Annotated in this window: 16 protein-coding genes; 11 read left to right on the top strand and 5 right to left on the bottom strand. The window is 39.7% G+C overall.

Features of this window, described 5'->3' with window-relative positions; all coding sequences use genetic code 11:
* The first annotated feature begins 356 nt into the window (after positions 1–356).
* Complete coding sequence (locus tag CDG76_RS24185; protein ID WP_094351438.1) at positions 357–707, top strand: hypothetical protein; 351 nt, start codon at positions 357–359, stop codon at positions 705–707.
* A gap of 65 nt (positions 708–772) precedes the next feature.
* Here CDG76_RS24185 and CDG76_RS24180 read toward each other — a convergent pair whose 3' ends face one another.
* Positions 773–1,783: a cyanophycin synthetase gene (locus CDG76_RS24180; protein WP_094351437.1), complete on the bottom strand. Its 1,011-nt coding sequence runs from the start codon at positions 1,781–1,783 to the stop codon at positions 773–775.
* Positions 1,784–2,403: 620 nt separating this feature from the next.
* On the opposite strand from CDG76_RS24180, the gene CDG76_RS24175 reads away from it, so the two are divergent.
* The 4 genes from CDG76_RS24175 (at position 2,404) to CDG76_RS24160 (ending at position 5,542) form a co-directional block, all read left to right on the top strand.
* The gene (locus CDG76_RS24175) at positions 2,404–2,640 is read left to right on the top strand and encodes a hypothetical protein (protein WP_094351436.1); all 237 of its coding nucleotides are present in this window, start codon (positions 2,404–2,406) and stop codon (positions 2,638–2,640) included.
* A 511-nt stretch (positions 2,641–3,151) separates the two neighbouring features.
* Entirely contained in the window at positions 3,152–3,832 is a 681-nt protein-coding gene (locus tag CDG76_RS24170) for a response regulator (protein ID WP_094351435.1), read from the top strand.
* Positions 3,829–4,797 carry a response regulator gene (locus CDG76_RS24165; RefSeq protein ID WP_094351434.1) on the top strand — a complete coding sequence of 323 codons (969 nt, stop codon included), beginning with the start codon at positions 3,829–3,831 and terminating at the stop codon, positions 4,795–4,797. The genes CDG76_RS24170 and CDG76_RS24165 overlap by 4 nt, the downstream gene beginning before the upstream one ends.
* Before the next feature lie 352 nt (positions 4,798–5,149).
* Complete coding sequence (locus CDG76_RS24160; protein ID WP_094351433.1) at positions 5,150–5,542, top strand: hypothetical protein; 393 nt, start codon at positions 5,150–5,152, stop codon at positions 5,540–5,542.
* A gap of 318 nt (positions 5,543–5,860) precedes the next feature.
* Here the strand turns inward: CDG76_RS24160 and CDG76_RS24155 are convergent, their stop codons facing one another.
* On the bottom strand, positions 5,861–6,997 hold the full coding sequence (locus tag CDG76_RS24155; RefSeq protein WP_094351432.1) for a cob(I)yrinic acid a,c-diamide adenosyltransferase: 1,137 nt from the start codon (positions 6,995–6,997) through the stop codon (positions 5,861–5,863).
* 97 nt (positions 6,998–7,094) lie between these two features.
* On the opposite strand from CDG76_RS24155, the gene CDG76_RS36465 reads away from it, so the two are divergent.
* The 4 genes from CDG76_RS36465 to CDG76_RS24140 all read left to right on the top strand — a co-directional run bounded on the left by CDG76_RS36465 (position 7,095) and on the right by CDG76_RS24140 (position 9,912).
* On the top strand, positions 7,095–7,358 hold the full coding sequence (locus CDG76_RS36465) for a hypothetical protein (protein ID WP_143854161.1): 264 nt from the start codon (positions 7,095–7,097) through the stop codon (positions 7,356–7,358).
* A gap of 19 nt (positions 7,359–7,377) precedes the next feature.
* Entirely contained in the window at positions 7,378–7,917 is a 540-nt protein-coding gene (gene fraC, locus CDG76_RS24150) for a filament integrity protein FraC (RefSeq protein ID WP_094351431.1), read from the top strand.
* 60 nt (positions 7,918–7,977) lie between these two features.
* On the top strand, positions 7,978–8,985 hold the full coding sequence (gene fraD, locus CDG76_RS24145) for a septal junction protein FraD (protein ID WP_094351430.1): 1,008 nt from the start codon (positions 7,978–7,980) through the stop codon (positions 8,983–8,985).
* 147 nt (positions 8,986–9,132) lie between these two features.
* Positions 9,133–9,912: an ABC transporter permease gene (locus CDG76_RS24140; RefSeq protein WP_094351429.1), complete on the top strand. Its 780-nt coding sequence runs from the start codon at positions 9,133–9,135 to the stop codon at positions 9,910–9,912.
* Positions 9,913–10,351: 439 nt separating this feature from the next.
* Here CDG76_RS24140 and CDG76_RS24130 read toward each other — a convergent pair whose 3' ends face one another.
* From CDG76_RS24130 to CDG76_RS24120, 3 genes are all read right to left on the bottom strand, one after another.
* A complete protein-coding gene (locus CDG76_RS24130) occupies positions 10,352–11,008 on the bottom strand; it encodes a pentapeptide repeat-containing protein (RefSeq protein ID WP_094351427.1) in 657 nt (218 codons plus the stop codon).
* Between the two features lie 668 nt (positions 11,009–11,676).
* Positions 11,677–13,455, bottom strand: a complete 1,779-nt coding sequence (locus CDG76_RS24125; protein WP_094351426.1) for an asparagine synthetase B family protein — start codon at positions 13,453–13,455, stop codon at positions 11,677–11,679.
* A 173-nt stretch (positions 13,456–13,628) separates the two neighbouring features.
* Positions 13,629–14,510, bottom strand: coding sequence for a 4-hydroxybenzoate solanesyltransferase (locus CDG76_RS24120; RefSeq protein ID WP_094351425.1), 882 nt, complete (start codon positions 14,508–14,510; stop codon positions 13,629–13,631).
* Positions 14,511–14,941: 431 nt separating this feature from the next.
* On the opposite strand from CDG76_RS24120, the gene CDG76_RS24115 reads away from it, so the two are divergent.
* Positions 14,942–16,591 carry a Ppx/GppA phosphatase family protein gene (locus CDG76_RS24115; protein WP_094351424.1) on the top strand — a complete coding sequence of 550 codons (1,650 nt, stop codon included), beginning with the start codon at positions 14,942–14,944 and terminating at the stop codon, positions 16,589–16,591.
* A gap of 895 nt (positions 16,592–17,486) precedes the next feature.
* A complete protein-coding gene (locus CDG76_RS24110; RefSeq protein ID WP_094351423.1) occupies positions 17,487–18,041 on the top strand; it encodes a RidA family protein in 555 nt (184 codons plus the stop codon).
* Positions 18,042–18,238 lie beyond the last annotated feature (197 nt).

Below are 18,238 nucleotides of genomic sequence, written 5' to 3'. Positions count from 1 at the left end.
GGGTTGGGGGTGGGGTTCTTTTATTATGGGTAATTTGGCGGACATGATATTATTTATCATCACAAGTCTTAAAAAGGATCTAGCCTTTACAAGCCGTAACGTAACTAATTAAATAATTATTAAAGATATATACATCTTTGAATTAATGCCCGAAACTTTTTAGTAATCAATCAAACTCTCAAATAAATATTAGCACTCAATGCTTGTCAGTGCTAATTTATAGCTGAGATTTAACGCCTATGATATAGACCAAAACTGCACTTTTTGCAGATGCTTTAGTTCCTTTCCAGATATTATTTTAGAAATAGAAAAAACTAAATATTTCCTGTAAGTAATATAAAATTGAGAGTACTGGCATGAAATACACTTTTGATATTGTAGGAATATCTCCACTTTTGCAGTTTTTTAATCAGCAACAGCAAAATGGGCAAAAACCACCCCACCAAGGTGTGGAATACTTGGGAATGCATAGATGTACGCTAGATACGTTTTTAGAATCGGTGGAATCAGTTCCAGCAAAGTGGGATTGGAATCTGGATCAAGTAGTAGATACGGTGATTAAGTTTTGGTTGAATAACTCAGACAGTATTCGTTATTGGAAAGTACGTTTAAATGATGCTGGTAAAGATAATTTACTAGTCACAAGGTTGGCAGATATAAACGCCTTGCAAGCTGAATTTGAATCCCTACTAGATAAGGATTGGTGAAGAGATAGGTAAAATTTAAAAATAGTTCAGGAGGGGAGCAATTCCGGCTCCGCCTCCAGTCAAAATCAATAATTTACTCTGTTATTCTCATTTTCAAGTACTTTGAGAACTTGGAGATATAAGTTTTCTACTCTTTTCGTCTGAACTTCACCAAATGATGCATAGTGAGTTAAGCTAGGAGCGCCATTTACTTCAATAATTGTATAATCTTCCATTGGTGACGTTATATCACTAGCAAGAATATCCACACCTGATAATCTTAACTCCATATCTTTTGTAATATTTACTGCTAATTTTTTAAAATCAGGATGGATATTGTCAGTGAAGTCTATTGCCTCACCTCCAGTTGATAAATTTGCATTATCTAAAAGATAGACTATATTATTTTTAGGTATAACATTACTAAAATTTAGCTTCCGCCTTTGCAAGTTTTTTTTGATTCTGTAATCTTCAAAATCTATAATTTCTTTTCTACCATTTTTAATAAAAGTTTCTTGCTTCTGTTGCATAAGTTGCAAAACAGTAGATTGACCATCTCCGATGATAAATAAGGGGATTCTTTGATATGCCGAAACGACTTTATCATCAAGTACTACAATTCTATAATCATTCCCACTATAAAATCTCTCAACAATAAATCCTGAGATTTTTTGTAATATTTTCTTAGCGACTTGATAATATTCTTGCTTATTGTGAACCTTGGTGACAAACATTCCTTGACTAAGATTAATCGGCTTGACAATTACAGGAAATCCCAACTCCTTAGCATAATAAAATCCTGTATCTATATTTCTATGATTAGCTATTTCTTCGCATAATTCGTCACTAAAAAATGTTTTTCCTTCAGCAACTTTATAGCCAAATTTATTTAAAAAAAAGTTTGAAACTCCTTTGTCTTTAGCGATTGCTACTGAACCAGAAGAATTAATACTAAACCTGGCACTACGAAAAAAGGTTTTATTGCCGTTTTTAAATGTAATCAGTCCCATAAAGCTGCATTCTGGGTCTACTAAAACTACTGCTCCTATTTCCTCTGCTACTTTTTGAATTATTGATGTTACAAATGGTGTTTTCATTATCGATAACTATAATTTTGTCGAGAAAATTTTAACTATTTTGTGACAATTAGTCAATAATTTTTAATTTAAACAATTGCACCATGTTTTATCCCTAAAGCTCTAGTCAAAAGCTAAATAAAAATTCATTTTTGAATATTTCAATCAACTCTGAAAATTTAATTATTCTCAACTAATTATAAAAAATGTAAATGCTGCAATGTAGCTTTACTAATCACACTATAGAAAAATTAAGACTGTGTACGTGCTGATTAATTCTAGGTACGTTATTATTCATTTTCTCTTCAGTTTCTAAATAGTATGTTTTCAGACATTAATATTGGTTTTACCACTGATGCGGACTTTACTTATGTGTATGCATATAAATCATGCAAACCCAATAATTGCCAAACTTTCTGCTTGAACATTGTTGTATCCTGGAAACAATTGCAAGTTAAGGCTTTGAGATTCATTGTCACCTGAAAACTCCAACTTAATTGGTCTAAAATATAGCGCTCAGTGTTGACAATTTATTAATAATCGAATAACAAGGTGGCAGCAGCATAAAAAAAAGCGTTAGTGCATTCCTACCTAGAAACTAATTAACGCCCTTCATTAAACTTCATACGGTTAACATAATTATGCCAGAAAATACGGATAACAAAACTTCTCAATCAGACAATCAGACTATTGCGTATAAAGAACGCCTCAATTCTTGGGCGATCGCTCGTCTACTTCCGAATACGCAACGGGAGATTGTTGCTCGCTTCCGCAGCCGTTCTGATGCCGATGGCTACATGCGGCACCTTCCTCAAGAAATACCAAATGCTTCCTACATGGTTGTTTTTGATTGTCAACGCCAAGAAGCCGTAATTTAAAGTACAAGCGAATGGCATTAACCCTTGTTTTTCATCCAATACGCTTGGGTTAAAGGTTATTGGTGTAGATAATTGGTCTTCAAGACGCGATAAATCAAGACGCGATAAATCGCGTCTCTACAATCTGGTTTTGGGTTTATTTGGACTGTATTGGTTTTTAATCTCCATTACCCTTTTGTTGCGATCGCGGGCGTAGTCTACTTAAAATTTGCGTGAACCACTATATTTAATTTGCTCTCTAACGAGAGGCTTAGATCCCCAACTTACTTCAAACAGTTGGGGATCTTTTGATTTGTAGTACCTTCTTCCATCTCAATGAACCAGATAAGTTGCTCAAAATAACTTGTTATATGATGTCCGGGCAATTAAACATAATACCCGGAACCCCACCCCGCCAAAGCTGCGCTTTAGCTCCCCTCCCCGCAGGCGGGGAGGGGTTGGGGGTGGGGTTCTTTTATTATGGGTAATTTGGCGGACATGATATTAGGCGATTAGTAAGCGGCTTAGTAAGATGGCGGCACTCTTTGCAGATGTCGTCAGCAATGGGTTAGAAGCAACTCGGAGAATCTGTCAAGAATGGGGGGTGGGTTTTCGTCCCCATATCATCGCCATAACTGCCAATGCTATGCGGGGCGATCGCCAACTTTGTCTTGCCGCTGGTATGGATGACTACATTAGCAAACCCATTCAACTGCAAGAGTTAGCTCAGGCACTCAGCAAATGTCCACCCCAAAGAAATTCTGAATTCACTTCCATCAAACAACAAGGGGAAGTGATGCGCCTAGAATTGCAACCTTCGTCAAATCTCTTACAGTCAGGGCAAAACCAGACATTAAAAAGTGCCAAAATTGATGCCAAAATCCTCCAATCTTTGCAGCTTATGCTTAGAGGAGATCGTGTGGCATTTGCTGAACTGATTGAGTGTTATCTTACAGAGACAGCCAGACTAGTGCAAGATATCAGCACAGCGATCGCAACTCAGGATATCCAGACTATATGGCAGATAGCATACATCAAGTCCAGCAGTGCTTCTATTGGAGCGATCGCCTTGGCACAGCTTTGCAAGGTGTTAGAAGCACAGGCACGCAGCAGTAACTTAGAAAACAATCTAGAATTACTTTCACTACTGTATCAAGAATATGAACAAGTTAAAACTGCCTTAGAAAAAGAACTTGCGAAGGAAGTACCATGAAAGCCACTGCTCAAGAAAGCCAATTTTTAGTTTTAATTGTTGATGATGAACCTTTTATTCGCCTGATATTGCGGCATTTCTTAGAGCGGGAAGGCTATCAAATAGCGGAAGCTCAAAATGGCATAGAGGCAATAAGTGTTTTTAACCAATTGCACCCTGATATAGTACTCCTTGATGCCATAATGCCGGATATGGATGGATTCGAGTGTTGCACTCAGTTGGAGCTTCTGGATTGTAACAAGCACACTCCAGTTTTAATGATTACAGGACTTGAAGATCAAGAGTCAGTTGACCGTGCATTTGCAGTGGGAGCAATGGATTTTGTTACCAAACCAATTCACTGGCCAGTTTTGCGACAACGGGTAAAACGCTTGATTCAGCAATCTCAGTTACAGCAAAAACTGGAAGCTGTAAATCTGGAATTGCAGCGATTAGTTACTATCGATGGGTTAACTCAAATAGCTAATCGCCGACGGTTTGAAGAGTATTTTTCCCAAGAGTGGCAGCGCCTAAAACGCGAGCAACGTCCGCTTTCTCTGATTCTTTGCGATGTTGATTTCTTCAAATTATATAATGATACCTATGGTCATCGGGTAGGCGATCGCTGTCTTCAGAAAATTGCTCAAGCTATCAAAGATATGATTAAACGTCCCGGAGATTTAGTTGCCCGTTATGGTGGGGAAGAATTTGCTGTAATTTTACCGAACACAGACACTAAGGGAGCGACTCATGTTGCCAAACAAATTTGTGATGCTGTCCGAGCATTAGCAATTCCTCATCAAAATTCCCAAGTTAGTCGTTATGTAACTATTAGTCTTGGGTTTACGACAGAAATTCCTCAGCCAGATTCTGACTTAGAAGAAATGATTGCCGCAGCAGATCGGGCGTTGTATCAAGCAAAGGCAGCAGGACGCGATCGCTTTGTGCAATATATTCTACTACCTGAAAGTACAAATTTCCGCTAGTACAACACGGTAGAAATAAACCAATCATTCCAAATCAACGAAACCCTTACGCTGTATTCATTTTTAATTTTTAATTCTGCCTTGCGGTAATAGTACGCCAAACTTCACATATTTCTACCCTAATTTTAACATATTAACCAATCGAGTTGAATTTATTGGTACTAAGTATTGTGCCATATCAGAAGTTTATTTTATTCTCTGGCGAGAGTTATTAAAGAGCATTGGTACTGAGTTGAATTAATCAAGATTCGTTGCAGTAAAGAGGCTTAGTCTATCGCAAAATTACGAGTTGATCTATCTTGAAGTTGTAAGAAAACTAAATTAAATAAAAAATTTTCTTGGGAGAAATCTGATGATTTTCAACTTGAAAAAAAGTGCTGCGCTCACAGTCTGTCTAAGTACACTGTGTTGGACTAGTGCTGCCCGTGCAGACGGTTGGCCAGTCAGCGTGGCAGGAACTTGGTCTGTATCAGCAAATCAGTCTCAGGGTACATTGGTAATCACTCAGCCGAGCAGCACTCTAAATTGCCGACCTATCAGCGGTACTATCTTTACAACAGATAGAATTCAAGGTTTCTATTGCCCTTTTAGTGGCAACATTGGATTTTCACGTATAAATAACGGCACGACAATTCAATACTATGAGGGAAACCTTTCACAGAATGGAACAGTATTGAAAATAGGTGGGTCATTTTCGTCTATTTTAGGCAGTTTTGGAAACTACAACTTCTCAGCTGTTAAATAATAGATATCTCTAGAAATTAGATATCAGCCCAAGCTGTACAAGGGTTGCAAATTATTTTCACCAGATATCTAATCGGTTCGCCTATTGGATATCTGTTAAAAAGCCAAAAAATAAAAGTAAAAAGCAAAAAGATAATCCCCATAAATAAATTTAGGGGATTTAATCAGGATACTTTGTTTTTTGCACTGCATGTGTTGAAACAAATCTTTTTCAATATTTCATAAATAAATTTAGTTGCTCTCAAACCATTTTTTTTTCTTTCTTTTAACTTTTGTCTTGTTTGGTGAGACTAAATTCATGACTCTTAATCAGCAATTCCTAAAAATCTACACCTCGTTTAAGTTCTACACCTTGATTAGCATAGTGTTTGTGGCAATAAACCTCTGAGTGGACGCTAGCCAAGTCGAAGTATGCAGGTGGATTTTGGCAACGGCCAGTGATAATAATTTCGGTGTCGCGGGGTTTGCGGAGTAAAGCTTGGACAATGGGTTCAACGGGGAGTAGTTCTAAGTCAACAGTGGGATTGAGTTCATCGAGAATAATAGTTTTATACAATCCAGAGGCGATCGCAACTTTTGCAATTTCCCAACCTCGTTCGGCTTCTACATAATCTAATTCTTGTCGGGAATTTCGCCAGACGATCGCATCTCCACCGCAACGCTGATGATCCACCACTTCTGGATATGACTGCTGCAAAGCAGCGATCGCTGCGTCTTCTGTGTAGCCAGTACCACCTTTAAGCCACTGCATAATCAATACACGGGTTGATCCTGGATGATTAATTCCTCTACCAATTGCCTGTAAGGCTTTGCCCAAAGCACTAGTAGACTTGCCTTTACCAGCACCAGTATAAATTTCAATCCCTTCCAGGAAGAGAGCTTTGGCTGTTGGGTGGTGATGAGGTTTCATTTCTGAGTGCAAATCTGCAATATCGAGCAACTTTTGGGGTGCGGCGCGTCCGGTAGCAATGATTTCCAACTCTTGGGGTTTGGATTTTAATGTCTTTACCACTTCATCCACTGGTAGCAAACCTAAATCCAGAACTGGGTTAATTTCATCCAAGACGACAACTGAATATAAACCACTAGCGATCGCACCTTTGGCTACATCCCAACCCCGCATTGCTTCATCTCGGTCAAAAGTGGTAATTTCCTCCGGGCCAAAAAATTCCGCTCTTCCGGTGCGAACTTGGTCAATTAAATGGGGAAACCCGCGTTGTAAAGCTGCGATCGCGCCATCTTCATCATAATCACGTTCTGGCCCTTTTAAAAATCGCAGCAGTAAAACACGATTAGAATTGCTAGGCGTATTTATTCCCAAGCCAATGGAGCGCAAAACCACCCCCAAAGCCGCTTGAGATTTACCTTTACCCAGACCATCATAGACGTGAATTTGACCAATAAGCCGTTCTTGACGCACTTGCGCCGTCCGAATCCCAATACCGTTCCTTGTCATCTCTCGAAAAGCTATAACTATGGCAGTCTTTAATCTTATCTAACCTCTTGTACTCTCAGGTAGAGAAACTACCCCTCTAATCCTGGATTTCTCACAAGTGAGAAATCCAAGGGGTGTGGGAGGTGTGGGAGGTGTGGGAGGATGGGGAAGATGTCTTACCCCCCACACTCCCCACACTCCTTTTCCCCCTCTGCCTACACTATGCGTGAGAAATCCGGGTAATGCGTCTGTACAAGCGTCAGTTCGATCTATTAACAATATCAATAGAGGAATACTGGCACACTCGCATAGTAAAGGACAAGAACAATGGGATAATTTCCCCCATCACCCTTACCATCCCAGTTATACTCACTACAGTTAACCCTTACTTATAACCATTTATGCCTGACAATTGGATGCTTCCCAGGATTTTTCCCATTGGTGGATTTCTGTTTGACTTTTTATTTGTACTGATTGCCATCCCCATCGAAGCTTATGTTTTGCATTCTCGACTAAAATTTGATAAAAAAACCAGTACTTTTTATGCAATTTCTATCAATCTGTTTTCAAGTGTAATTGGTTGGTTCATATTTTTTGTCTCAGAACCAATGTTGCCAATACAGGTGAAATCAGAATTAATTAACTATATGTTTTTTAATAATTTTAAATCGCCGAATACACAACCTTTAATTATTTTAACTGCTTGTATAATTTTTTTTGCTACGTTTTTGATGAAATTTTTCATTTTAAGGGTTTTGCTATTCTCATTAAATGAATCATTTGCGAAAAAGGAAGAGGAACCTAAAACATCCCAGCGCTTGCAACGGCGTCGTTTTAGCACCCTTAATTTCCAAAATACTAATTTAGTTACTACTATACTAATAGCAAATTCTCTGAGCTATACTGCAATAACTATTATTTTATTATTCCGTTCAAAATAGCAAGAAATTACTTGTTTAATTTAGAGGAAAAATATTGATTAATCAGGTGTACGGAGGAATATGAATACGCTACTCAAAGATGTTTTTGGGGTTTTTAAATTTGCGGAAGGGCTTTATGCAGGAATTAGAAAAATATTAGTTCCACCCAAAGCTTATTCTTGGCAGACATTTATTTATTTGAGTATTTTTTCTTGGGTAATTTCATATTGTGCTACAGGTTATATCAAAGATGTAATTGCTTTTTTCGGTTGGTTATTTTTAATTGCTGGTACAGCTTGGTATACAACTGAAGATCCTTTGAGGGTTCCTGGGACTTTTATGCCAGTCGGGGCAGTAATCACTGGATTCTTAGTGAGTGTTTTTGCATTTGGAGATCAACGAGATGTAATTACACCAAGAACAATCGTTTGTTGGCCAACAATTTCAGCATTAATTACGGCAATACCAGAGTTTATTGAAGGAAATGACACCGACGCAAAAGCTCGTATTCCTAAGCCACAAGACCGCCAAAGAATCATAATTTTAGTTGCTAGTAGTATGCTGCTAAGTTGCTGGATTCAGTTTCACTTTGTGACGGATAATTGGTTACGACAATATCCGAGTTTGCAAGCAGATACCTTTAAACATAGTACCTTTATTGTCAGAACAGAAGCAGCAGTAAAAATTCCCCAAAATGGCGCTGTAATTCTAGAAAAACTTCAACCAATAGTAGTAGAGCAAATAGCTGAAAGACCTTGGTCAGAAGTAGAAAAATGGTTGCTAGATGCAAAACAGCGGGTAGGAAATCTGGGTAGGGAAATCATTAAAAAGAACCTGAGTAAATATGAAGAGAAGGAACTATGGCGCATTGAACCGCGTGTAGCTAATACTAAGTCTGGATATATATTAGATTTATTAAGTATTTGGATAGGCCCAAGTTCTAACCCACGGGGCTATTACTTAAAAAAATCTTGTCGCATTGAACCAGTTGCAACAGCTACTAATTCAGAGAATAAGATTACAGTTGCAGAAATTGAATGCGATCGCGCCAGTAAATTAATTCCTGGTTCACCGCCTCCGCAGCAGTGAGGATTGGGGCAGAGGGGCAGAGGAGCAGGGGAGCAGGGGAGCAGGGGAGCAGGGGAGCAGGGGGAAGAATAATAAAATTACCTTTTTACCCTCTGCCTCTTCCCAATGACCGATGACAAATGACCAATGACTAATGACTAATGACAAATGACTATTAACAGAATTTTTGTATTGGCAAAGAATGTGTTTCAGGAAGTGGTACGCGATCGCATCCTATATATTATTGGTTTTTATGCGCTAGTACTCGCCACTGCCTTCCGCGTCCTTCCTGAATTTGCAGCTACGGCTGAAGATAAAATGTTTTTAGACTTTGGGATGGCGGCGATGAATGCCATCGGGTTAATTATTACGATATTTATTGGTACGGGATTAATTAATAAAGAAATTGAAAAACGCACTATTTTAGTATTAATTGCTAAACCTGTTAGTCGCAGCGAAATTATCGTCGGCAAATACTTTGGTTTATCCGCAGTTCTAGCTGTGCTTGTCGCTACAATGACAGCAATTTATCTAGTATTTTTGCAAATTGGCAATATTCCTCATCCTACAGCAAGCATTCTAATTGCTGCAATTTTCTTATTTTTGCAGTTGTCATTAATTACTGCTGTGGCTATTACCTTCGGTGTTTTTACTGCTTCTCTGCTAGCGACTGTTTTAACCTTTGCGGTATATTTAATCGGAAATATTACTCAAGATTTAGTACAACTTGGTCGTCTTAGCCGTAACCCTGGTATGGAACGTCTAACTCAAGCTTTGTTTCTTTTCTTGCCAGATTTATCTCGATTAGATTTGAAAAATGATGCCGTTTATGGTCTGCAAGCACTACCTGACACCACTGCACTGATTATGAATGCTAGTTATGGCTTACTTTATAGTGCCATGTTATTAGCGATCGCTATTTTTATCTTTTCACAACGCGAATTTTAGAGATTGGGCATGGGGGAGAATACAAGGGGAAGTTCAGAGCGATCGCCCTCTGACACTTTCACTTTTAGAGCGATCGCATAGTAAGATAATCACAAGTGCGATCGCATTCTCTTGACGAACAGCAAGCGATTCATCAGAAACTTACCCCCCTTAATCCCCCCAATGTATTGGGGGGAAACCGGAAATCTAGTTCCCTCCCCTTTATAAGGGGAGGGTTAGGGTGGGGTAAAACCCTGGTTAATCAGCTATTTCAGACTTATGTATACACGGTAGTTATAGACAAAAGAGAACTAAAAGCCTCTAAAAAAACATATATAAAGGAGGAAAAAATCTTTGGTTTCTGTTCTGGCATTTGATGGACAGGATGACTATATAGGTATTCCCATGCTATGCATGGGAACCAAATCAAAAAATTATCTCTTTACAAGGCTAACTCTAGCTAATAAATAACTATCTGAGGTTGCTCAATTGTGCCATCAGGCATAATAGTATCTCGCAACTTTGCATAAATCAAATTTGTCTTCCAAAGGTTTGCCTTACTCAAGTTTGCTTTGGTTAAATTTGCCCATGTCAAGTCTGCACTAGTTAAGTTAGCCTCAGTCAAATTAGCTTCTAGTAATTTTGCTCCACATAGCTTTGCTCGTGTGAGATTTGCAAAACTTAAGTTAGCTTCAATCAGCGATGCTTCAATTAATTTGGCTTCACTTAAGTCTGCTTCTCTCAAATCCACATCACATAAAGAAGCACCCCAAAGATTACTACCTGTAAATTTCACCCGCCATAAGAAAGTTCCGCACAAATTTGCTCTTGTTAAATCAGCATTAGTCAAATTAGCTTCACACAAAGATGCTTCATACAAATTAGCTTCACGTAAGCTAGCTTGCATCAAATTTGCGCCACTTAAATTAGCACGAGTTAGAACACAGCCAGACAAATTTGCACCCCGCAAATCCGCTCCAATTAAGTTAATACCACTTAAATCAATTCCTTTCAGATCGATTCCACTCAAGTCGCATCCACTGAAATCTCGGCGTTGAAAATATTTATTTGTGATTTGACTTAAAATAAATTCCTGTTGTTGAGCATAATTGTTCATGGTATTCACCTCTGGGTGTAATTGATCTCAAAGGTTGAGTGTGTTAGTGACCGCAATACTTCTCGGTTAGGCATTTTTAATTCGGAATCGGGTTTTGGCAAAAGGTTACTGGGTTTGGGTTAAAGGTTTTTTCTTTCCCCTTTTCCCTTTCTTTTTTCCCCTTAACCGAGAAGTATTGGTAGTTACCGTATATTGAGAGTACACCGCAAACGGAGATTAGCTCAGTAAATAATCAAAAATAAATTAAAAGAAAATCGGCAATCACTTGAAAATGCGTTTTTTCAGTGGTTTTTAAAACAAAAAATGCTGACATAAGTCAGGAAATATTGATACGATCGGAGTCATTTGTCTTTGGTTATTGGTACTTATGACAGATGATATCATGTGCGTATAATTAGTTATGATTTCCACAGTCATTGCACCCCACTCCCCTCCCCGCTTGCGGGGAGGGGAGACAAAGCGCAGCTTTGGCGGGGTGGGGTTCTTCAGGTTTAGTAAGTAATCAAGCGGACATGATATGACTTCGATTTTCTCACGGCTTTTCATGAAAAGCCTTGGGATGAGTTAAGATTCAAAATTTTTATTAGTACTGAGTACTTATCCTCACTCAGGATTGATAGCTTAGGCATAACCCAACTTAGTCATGGCGTATCTTTTTGTTGTTTTCACTACTGCGCTTTTTGATTTACTTGTAACCAAATTTCTAAACTAGCAAGCAACCACAGCTTTACTCCATACCGACTCCAAGTATCGCCTTGATAGTTTAACCAATTACGAATTGGCAATTGGTTTAAGTAAGGAGTGATAGCTGCATTCCGATTTAGCAATAAATCTCTGGCTTCTTGCTGCCAATATTTCCGAAATCCTAACTGCACCGGTACCATCATGCCACTTTTGGGACGATGAATAATTGTGTCTGGTAAAATATTTGCGATCGTCGGAGACTTACCGTAGGTAATCGCTTGCTTTAAAACTGCTTTTTCTTCCACTCCAGAAAGCTTATACTCTGGAGGTATTTCCATGCTTAAGTCTACTATTCGTTGGTCAAATAAAGGAGAACGACCTTGCAAAAGAGCAGCTTGAGTCAAGTTACTAACTTTGGTCAGAATTTGGTCAGCGCCTTTAAATTTGATATTCATTGCCATCAAACGATTCAGATAGTTTGCTTGAGAATATAAGTCTTCTGCGAAAATCCAAGGCGCTGTTTGTACTGCTGTCCAAACTTCTGGTTTTAAAAGTTGCGGTAAGTCAACAGCACACTTTTGAAAAGAAATTAAATAAGCTTGCAATGCATCCTGATTGGTGACAGAGCCATATAAACTATTAATTAGCATCGGCTGATTTTTTGGCCCGCCAAAACAGGGGTCGCCACCTTCACCATTCAAAACTACTTCTACGCTTTCTCTCGCCAGTCGTCCCAGCAAGAGGTTGGGAACAGTCAGTGGGTCGCCAATGGGGTCATCTAAATAAGTCATTGTTTCCGGCAAACGTGACCACATATCCTTAAAAGTAATTTCTAAAATGTGGTGCTGCGTCTGACAATGGGATGCAACGAGACTGGAAAATTCTAACTCATTGGGACATTCCGAACCGAAATGAATCGAGAAGGTGTGGACTGGTGCTTTGTGGAATTTTGCTACTAAAGCAGTGATACTGCTAGAGTCCAAACCACCAGAAAGAAAAACGCCAACGGGTTCATCTGCTGGTGGTAAATATTCTTGAACAACTTGCTCTAGAAGTTCTCGCAAGCGATCGCCATGCCATGCTAAGGGTTGATCTATTGCTACAATCTGTTCTTGAAGCTGCCAATAAGCTGTAACTTTATGGTCAGGAAATTCTAAAACGGTTCCAGGTCGCAGTTCCCGTACCTGTTCCCAAAGGGTTCGTTCTCCAGGAACAAAGGCACAACAAAGATAATCTCGCAACGCTACCAAATCTAAATCAGATGAACGATGGGGTGCTAAAGTTCTCAGTTGAGGTGCAATCCAACGAACTGAACCGGTGGTAGTGTAATAGAGAGTACGAACACCGATGCGATCGCGAATCAACCTCAACACCTGTTTCTCTCTATCCCAAACCACTAGCGCAAACATCCCTACAAGTTGGCTAAGACTTTCATTACCCCATCGTTCCCAAAGCTTGGCCACCAGTTGCAGAGAACTTCCTTGAAAGCTATCTGGTTCAATTCCCAACTTTTGCAACAACTGCACTCGGTTAGTTAACCAAACATCACCAACAACAACAAATCGTCCTCTAGAACTGATTGCTAATTTCTCCGTCGGCAATTCCGAAGTTGTGCGTGGTAAAATTACAGAAATTTTTTCATCTCGCCAAGCTATATCTTCATAGTTTGCATCAATTGTTCCCCACGCTACGCGCCAGCTTGGGTTAGTTTTGAGGAATTCGATTTTAGGAGATTTACGATTTTTAAACGCATCAAATAGCATGGGAAATTTTCAACCCTCACGCCCTCATCCCCTCATCCCCTAACCCCTTCTCCCAAGGGAGAAGGGGAATTGAATCTCTGGCTCCCCTCTCCCCTGGGAGAGGGGCTGGGGGTGAGGGAAAAACCTTCTCAGCAAACGGGTTTCACGTTAAGTTGATACCAATGCCTGCCTCCTTATAAAGATCCAGCAATCATCCCAGCAAGTAAAATAAAACCAATCCACACATTTTGCCGGAACATTTCACCATAAGCAGAATTAGGTAAGTGTCGCTCTCTTAATCGCAGAGACTGCCAAACCCATCCGATAGTAGCAACTGCAAGGCTAATCCAGAAGGCTAAGTGCAGATGTATAACTACGCCTAACCAAGACAATAACAAAATTGTGCCAGCAAAGAAAATTCCAATAGCTAGAGGGGCATAATTACCAAAAAATAGGGCACTAGAATTAACGCCAATGCGGCGATCGTCTTCTTTGTCGCTCATGGCGTAAACTGTATCAAATCCCAATGTCCACAATACAGTCGCGCCCCAAAGCAACCAAGTTGGTTGAGAAATGCTTTGTGTTACTGCACTCCAGCTAATCAAGACTCCAAAACCCCAAGCGATGGAAAGCACCAGTTGCGGTACGGGAAACACCCGCTTTGCACCTGGATAAAGCAAAATTACAGGCACTGCTGCCACGCATAACCAGAAACTCAGGGGGTTAAGATAAAAGGCTAAGACTGCTGCACACGCTAAAGAGACGATCGCAATTACAATCCCAACTTTCACAGATAAGGCGCGAGAAGCGAGGGGGCGATCGCGTGTTCTCTCCACTTCTGGATCGATATCCCGATCCCACAAATCGTTGACAACACACCCAGCCGCACTTGTGGCCAGAGTACCCAATATAATCACACCAACTAGAGGTAAAGGCGGTTTTCCTGAAGCTGCTAAAAACACAGCCCAAAGCGCAGGAATCATTAAAATTAACCGCCCTTCTGGTTTATGCCAGCGTAAAAGCCGGATAATTACAAGCCAAATTGGTGACTGGGGGCGTTCTGGCGTCGTTAACATAGGATTGATGGGGGATTGGGGATTGGGGATTGGGGATTGGGGATTAGGGATTGGGGATTAGTTATTTCTCCCCTTGCTTTTTTACTCCTATTCCCTATTCCCTATTCCCTAATTCACATTTCTTTACATCTATAGAATAACGTTATTTGTTATTTGTAAAAACATAACCCAAAATGGCAACTTTAAATATTTTTAAAATAGTCACTCAGGTTATAAATAGTAGGGTGAATAGACATAGCTCAGTTACCCTCGACCAAGCTGAGTTGCGAATGCTGAGTATTTTTTAATTTACTCAATATTCAGCACTGGCTCAACGCCCTGCTACCGCTAACAGCACTCAGTCTGAGCAAGTGTGTTGTCATAAATATCAGTGCTAGCTACCCCGACGTATCACCGTTTGCCATCATTTCTTAATAAAGAGAGAAAACTAGATGCTGAATTTAGTTTCTAGCTGGGAGAGTATTCCTACTCAACCATCTAAGCAACATCGGATTATTGCTGCCATTGACCTGGGAACAAATTCTCTACACATGGTAGTAGTCAAGATTGACCCCACACTACCAGCTTTCAGCATTATTGCTAGAGAAAAGGAAACCGTGAGGCTTGGCGATCGCAATCTTACCACTGGAGAACTCAAACCAGAGATAATTGAAAAGGCGATCGCGGCTTTAGGACGCTTCCAAGAAGTTGCCAAAACTATCAACGCTGAAACAATCATCGCTGTGGCAACTAGTGCTGTGCGAGAAGCGCCCAATGGTAAGGATTTTTTGCACACAATAGAAACGGAGTTGGGCTTAAGCGTTAACTTAATTTCTGGTCAAGAAGAAGCGCGGCGAATCTATCTTGGCGTGCTGTCGGGGATGGAATTTAATAACCAGCCCCACATGATTATTGATATTGGCGGTGGTTCCACGGAATTGATTTTAGGCGATAGTCACCAAGCCCGGACTCTCACCAGTACCAAAGTTGGTGCAGTGCGACTCACTAGCGAGTTAATCACCACTGATCCCATCAGCAACAATGAGTTCCAGTATCTGCAAGCTTATGCACACGGGATGTTGGAACGTTCTGTAGAAGAAATCTTAGCAAACCTAGAGTCTGGGGAATCTCCGCGTTTGGTGGGTACGGCGGGCACAATTGAAACCCTGGCAATGATTCATGCACGAGAAAAGTCGGGTGTTATTCCTTCCACTCTCAACGGCTACCAATTTAGTTTTAAAGACTTGCAAGAGTTGGTAAATCGCTTGCGGAAACTGAGTAATTCCGAAAGGGCTGAGATTCCTGGTATGCCAGAGAAGCGCCCTGAAGTTATCCTCGCTGGCGCAGTCATATTACAAGAAGCAATGACCCTTTTGGGTAGTGAATCGGTTACAGTTTGTGAGCGTTCTCTGAGAGAAGGCGTAATTGTAGACTGGATGCTAACCCACGGTTTAATTGAAGATAAGCTGCGCTATCAAAGTTCAGTTCGGGAACGGAATGTTCTCAAACTGGCGGATAAATACCACATCAACTTAGAATACAGCGATCGCGTGGCAAAATTTGCCGAGAGTTTATTTGACCAAACTCAAGGTACTCTACATCATTGGGGAACTGACGAGCGACAAATGCTGTGGGCAGCGGCAATATTACACAATTGCGGTCACTATATTAGCCATTCGTCTCACCACAAGCACTCTTACTATCTAATTCGCAATGGTGAATTACTCGGTTATACAGAAACTGAGATTGAAATTATTGCCAATTTAGCGCGTTATCATCGCAAATCGCCGCCCAAGAAAAAACATGAAAACTACCAGAGTTTGCTGACTAAACAACAGCGACAAATTGTTAGTCAATTAAGTGCAATTTTAAGATTGGCAGTAGCATTAGATAGACGACAAATTGGTGCGATCGCTCAAGTGCAATGTGAGTATTATCCACAACTTAATCAGGTCAACCTGCTAATTTTTCCATCTCAATCAGATGATGATTGTGCTTTAGAACTTTGGAGCTTAGATTATAAAAAAGGAGTGTTTGAGGAAGAGTTTGGAGTGAAACTAGTAGCAAGTTTAGAAAAGTCTAGTATTCCTAACTTTTCTTAGAAATTAGGGTGCGTTAACACAGTGTAAAGCAGTGTAACGCACCTGCACATAGCTTATGTTTATGCTTGCGATCGCTAATCAGCTTGAGAAGTTAGTCTCAGTATAAAACTTTAAGGTAAAACTCAGAAAAATTTATTTAATAAATAACTTTTTAGGAAGGTATGATTAACAAGTAAAATTCTATTGTATAACAAAAATCTTAATTAAATTTGTAACCTGTATTAAGTTAAAATATCCATCTAATTTTGACATCCAACTTAAGGACGAATTTATAACTGTCCCAAGAACCATTTAAAAACAAAAAATAGTAATTAGAATAGAGTTAACAATCTATTAAATGTAGGTTATGTTGCTAGTGGATATCTAAGCCGGGAAACTTAGATATCCTTATATAAAATTTCACTAGTTTCATAAGTAATCATGCAGACATAATATTGAGGGCTGCAAAAGAAACTTGCGCAGAAGCTTAGAGGCTGTTTGAAAAGTCTAAATTATTACTAGCCTTGGCGACTAGAAGTCACGGCTACACAGACAAAACCCGTCTGCGCGGGTTGAAAACCTTGATTTTGCATTAGTCCGCGTGGTGCGCAAAGCGCAGCGCAAGCGCGATAGGCGGACGAAAGTTTGTATAGCCGCGATTTCTAATCGCCAGGGCTAGGTGCAAGATATGAAGCACTGCGATCGCCTAATACAGTTTTTGGAGGGTTAATAACCTGATTTGGTATAAGTTTTAACTGTATCCATATCGAAAGTTAAAGGAGCTGAAACCGATCCAGGCTTATTATTTATGTGATTGCACTGAATAAATTTTCCAACTAGTGCTTTTTAGCTTGATTAGATAGATAATAAAACTAAGTATGAGCAAAAATAGAGAACTCACATTTAAGGAGCTTTAATGACTAGACCTATTAGCAGTGCTGTAAATTCATTAGTAGCAAACTTCTCGCGACGAAATGCACTTTTGTGGCTTGGAGGTAGTGGAATAACTACCGCCTTGATGGTGGTAACACAAAAGGAAGTGAGCGCTAAAGACAACAAAGAGTTGAAATTGGTGAACCCACCAACATTATATAATGCACCCCAAAATGGCTATAGCCATATAGCTGTGACACCATCAAGGGCAAGAACCGTCTATATTTCTGGTCAATTTGGTTCCGATTTACAAGGAAATCTTGTCTCCAATGAATTTGAAAAGCAGTTAATACAGGCTTTTAAAAACCTCCGTTATGCCTTAGCAGCCGTTGGGGCACAACCACAAGATGTCGCAAAAACTACTATTCTTATAGTAGACCACAACCAAAATAAATTGATCCCATTAGGACGTGAAATTATAAATTTATGGGGGAATCAACCACCAGCAAACACTCTTATTCCCGTTCCTAGACTTGCACTTGACGGTATGTTGTTTGAAATTGATGCTTATGCGGTAATTCCAGAAAACCGTAGTTGAGGGCTGGTTTCAATATAACCCTATCAATCACAGTCGGCGGAATAACAAACTTCCGTTACTGTCAATCAATAACAATAATCGTCTCTCCTATTTTAGTAGTAATTGCCTTTAATCAGACTACGAAACCTAACTAAAAATCTCAGCAGGTACTAGTAGTTTGCTCTTGTTAACTTGGTTCTTTAAAGTTTAAAGGGAAA

The organism is Nostoc sp. 'Peltigera membranacea cyanobiont' 210A (assembly GCF_002246015.1).
Classification (GTDB): Bacteria; Cyanobacteriota; Cyanobacteriia; order Cyanobacteriales; family Nostocaceae; genus Nostoc.
The sequence above is the reverse complement of the archived record's forward strand: the minus strand, read 5'-3'. Positions and strand labels throughout refer to the sequence as shown.

Bases quoted from the DNA above. Each gene is read 5' to 3' on its own strand.
- CDG76_RS24185 (WP_094351438.1), top strand. From the start codon at position 357: ATGAAATACACTTTTGATATTGTAGGAATATCTCCACTTTTGCAGTTT.
- CDG76_RS24180 (WP_094351437.1), bottom strand. From the start codon at position 1,783: ATGAAAACACCATTTGTAACATCAATAATTCAAAAAGTAGCAGAGGAA.
- CDG76_RS24175 (WP_094351436.1), top strand. From the start codon at position 2,404: ATGCCAGAAAATACGGATAACAAAACTTCTCAATCAGACAATCAGACT.
- CDG76_RS24170 (WP_094351435.1), top strand. From the start codon at position 3,152: ATGGCGGCACTCTTTGCAGATGTCGTCAGCAATGGGTTAGAAGCAACT.
- CDG76_RS24165 (WP_094351434.1), top strand. From the start codon at position 3,829: ATGAAAGCCACTGCTCAAGAAAGCCAATTTTTAGTTTTAATTGTTGAT.
- CDG76_RS24160 (WP_094351433.1), top strand. From the start codon at position 5,150: ATGATTTTCAACTTGAAAAAAAGTGCTGCGCTCACAGTCTGTCTAAGT.
- CDG76_RS24155 (WP_094351432.1), bottom strand. From the start codon at position 6,997: ATGACAAGGAACGGTATTGGGATTCGGACGGCGCAAGTGCGTCAAGAA.
- fraC (WP_094351431.1), top strand. From the start codon at position 7,378: ATGCCTGACAATTGGATGCTTCCCAGGATTTTTCCCATTGGTGGATTT.
- fraD (WP_094351430.1), top strand. From the start codon at position 7,978: ATGAATACGCTACTCAAAGATGTTTTTGGGGTTTTTAAATTTGCGGAA.
- CDG76_RS24140 (WP_094351429.1), top strand. From the start codon at position 9,133: ATGACTATTAACAGAATTTTTGTATTGGCAAAGAATGTGTTTCAGGAA.
- CDG76_RS24130 (WP_094351427.1), bottom strand. From the start codon at position 11,008: ATGAACAATTATGCTCAACAACAGGAATTTATTTTAAGTCAAATCACA.
- CDG76_RS24125 (WP_094351426.1), bottom strand. From the start codon at position 13,455: ATGCTATTTGATGCGTTTAAAAATCGTAAATCTCCTAAAATCGAATTC.
- CDG76_RS24120 (WP_094351425.1), bottom strand. From the start codon at position 14,510: ATGTTAACGACGCCAGAACGCCCCCAGTCACCAATTTGGCTTGTAATT.
- CDG76_RS24115 (WP_094351424.1), top strand. From the start codon at position 14,942: ATGCTGAATTTAGTTTCTAGCTGGGAGAGTATTCCTACTCAACCATCT.
- CDG76_RS24110 (WP_094351423.1), top strand. From the start codon at position 17,487: ATGACTAGACCTATTAGCAGTGCTGTAAATTCATTAGTAGCAAACTTC.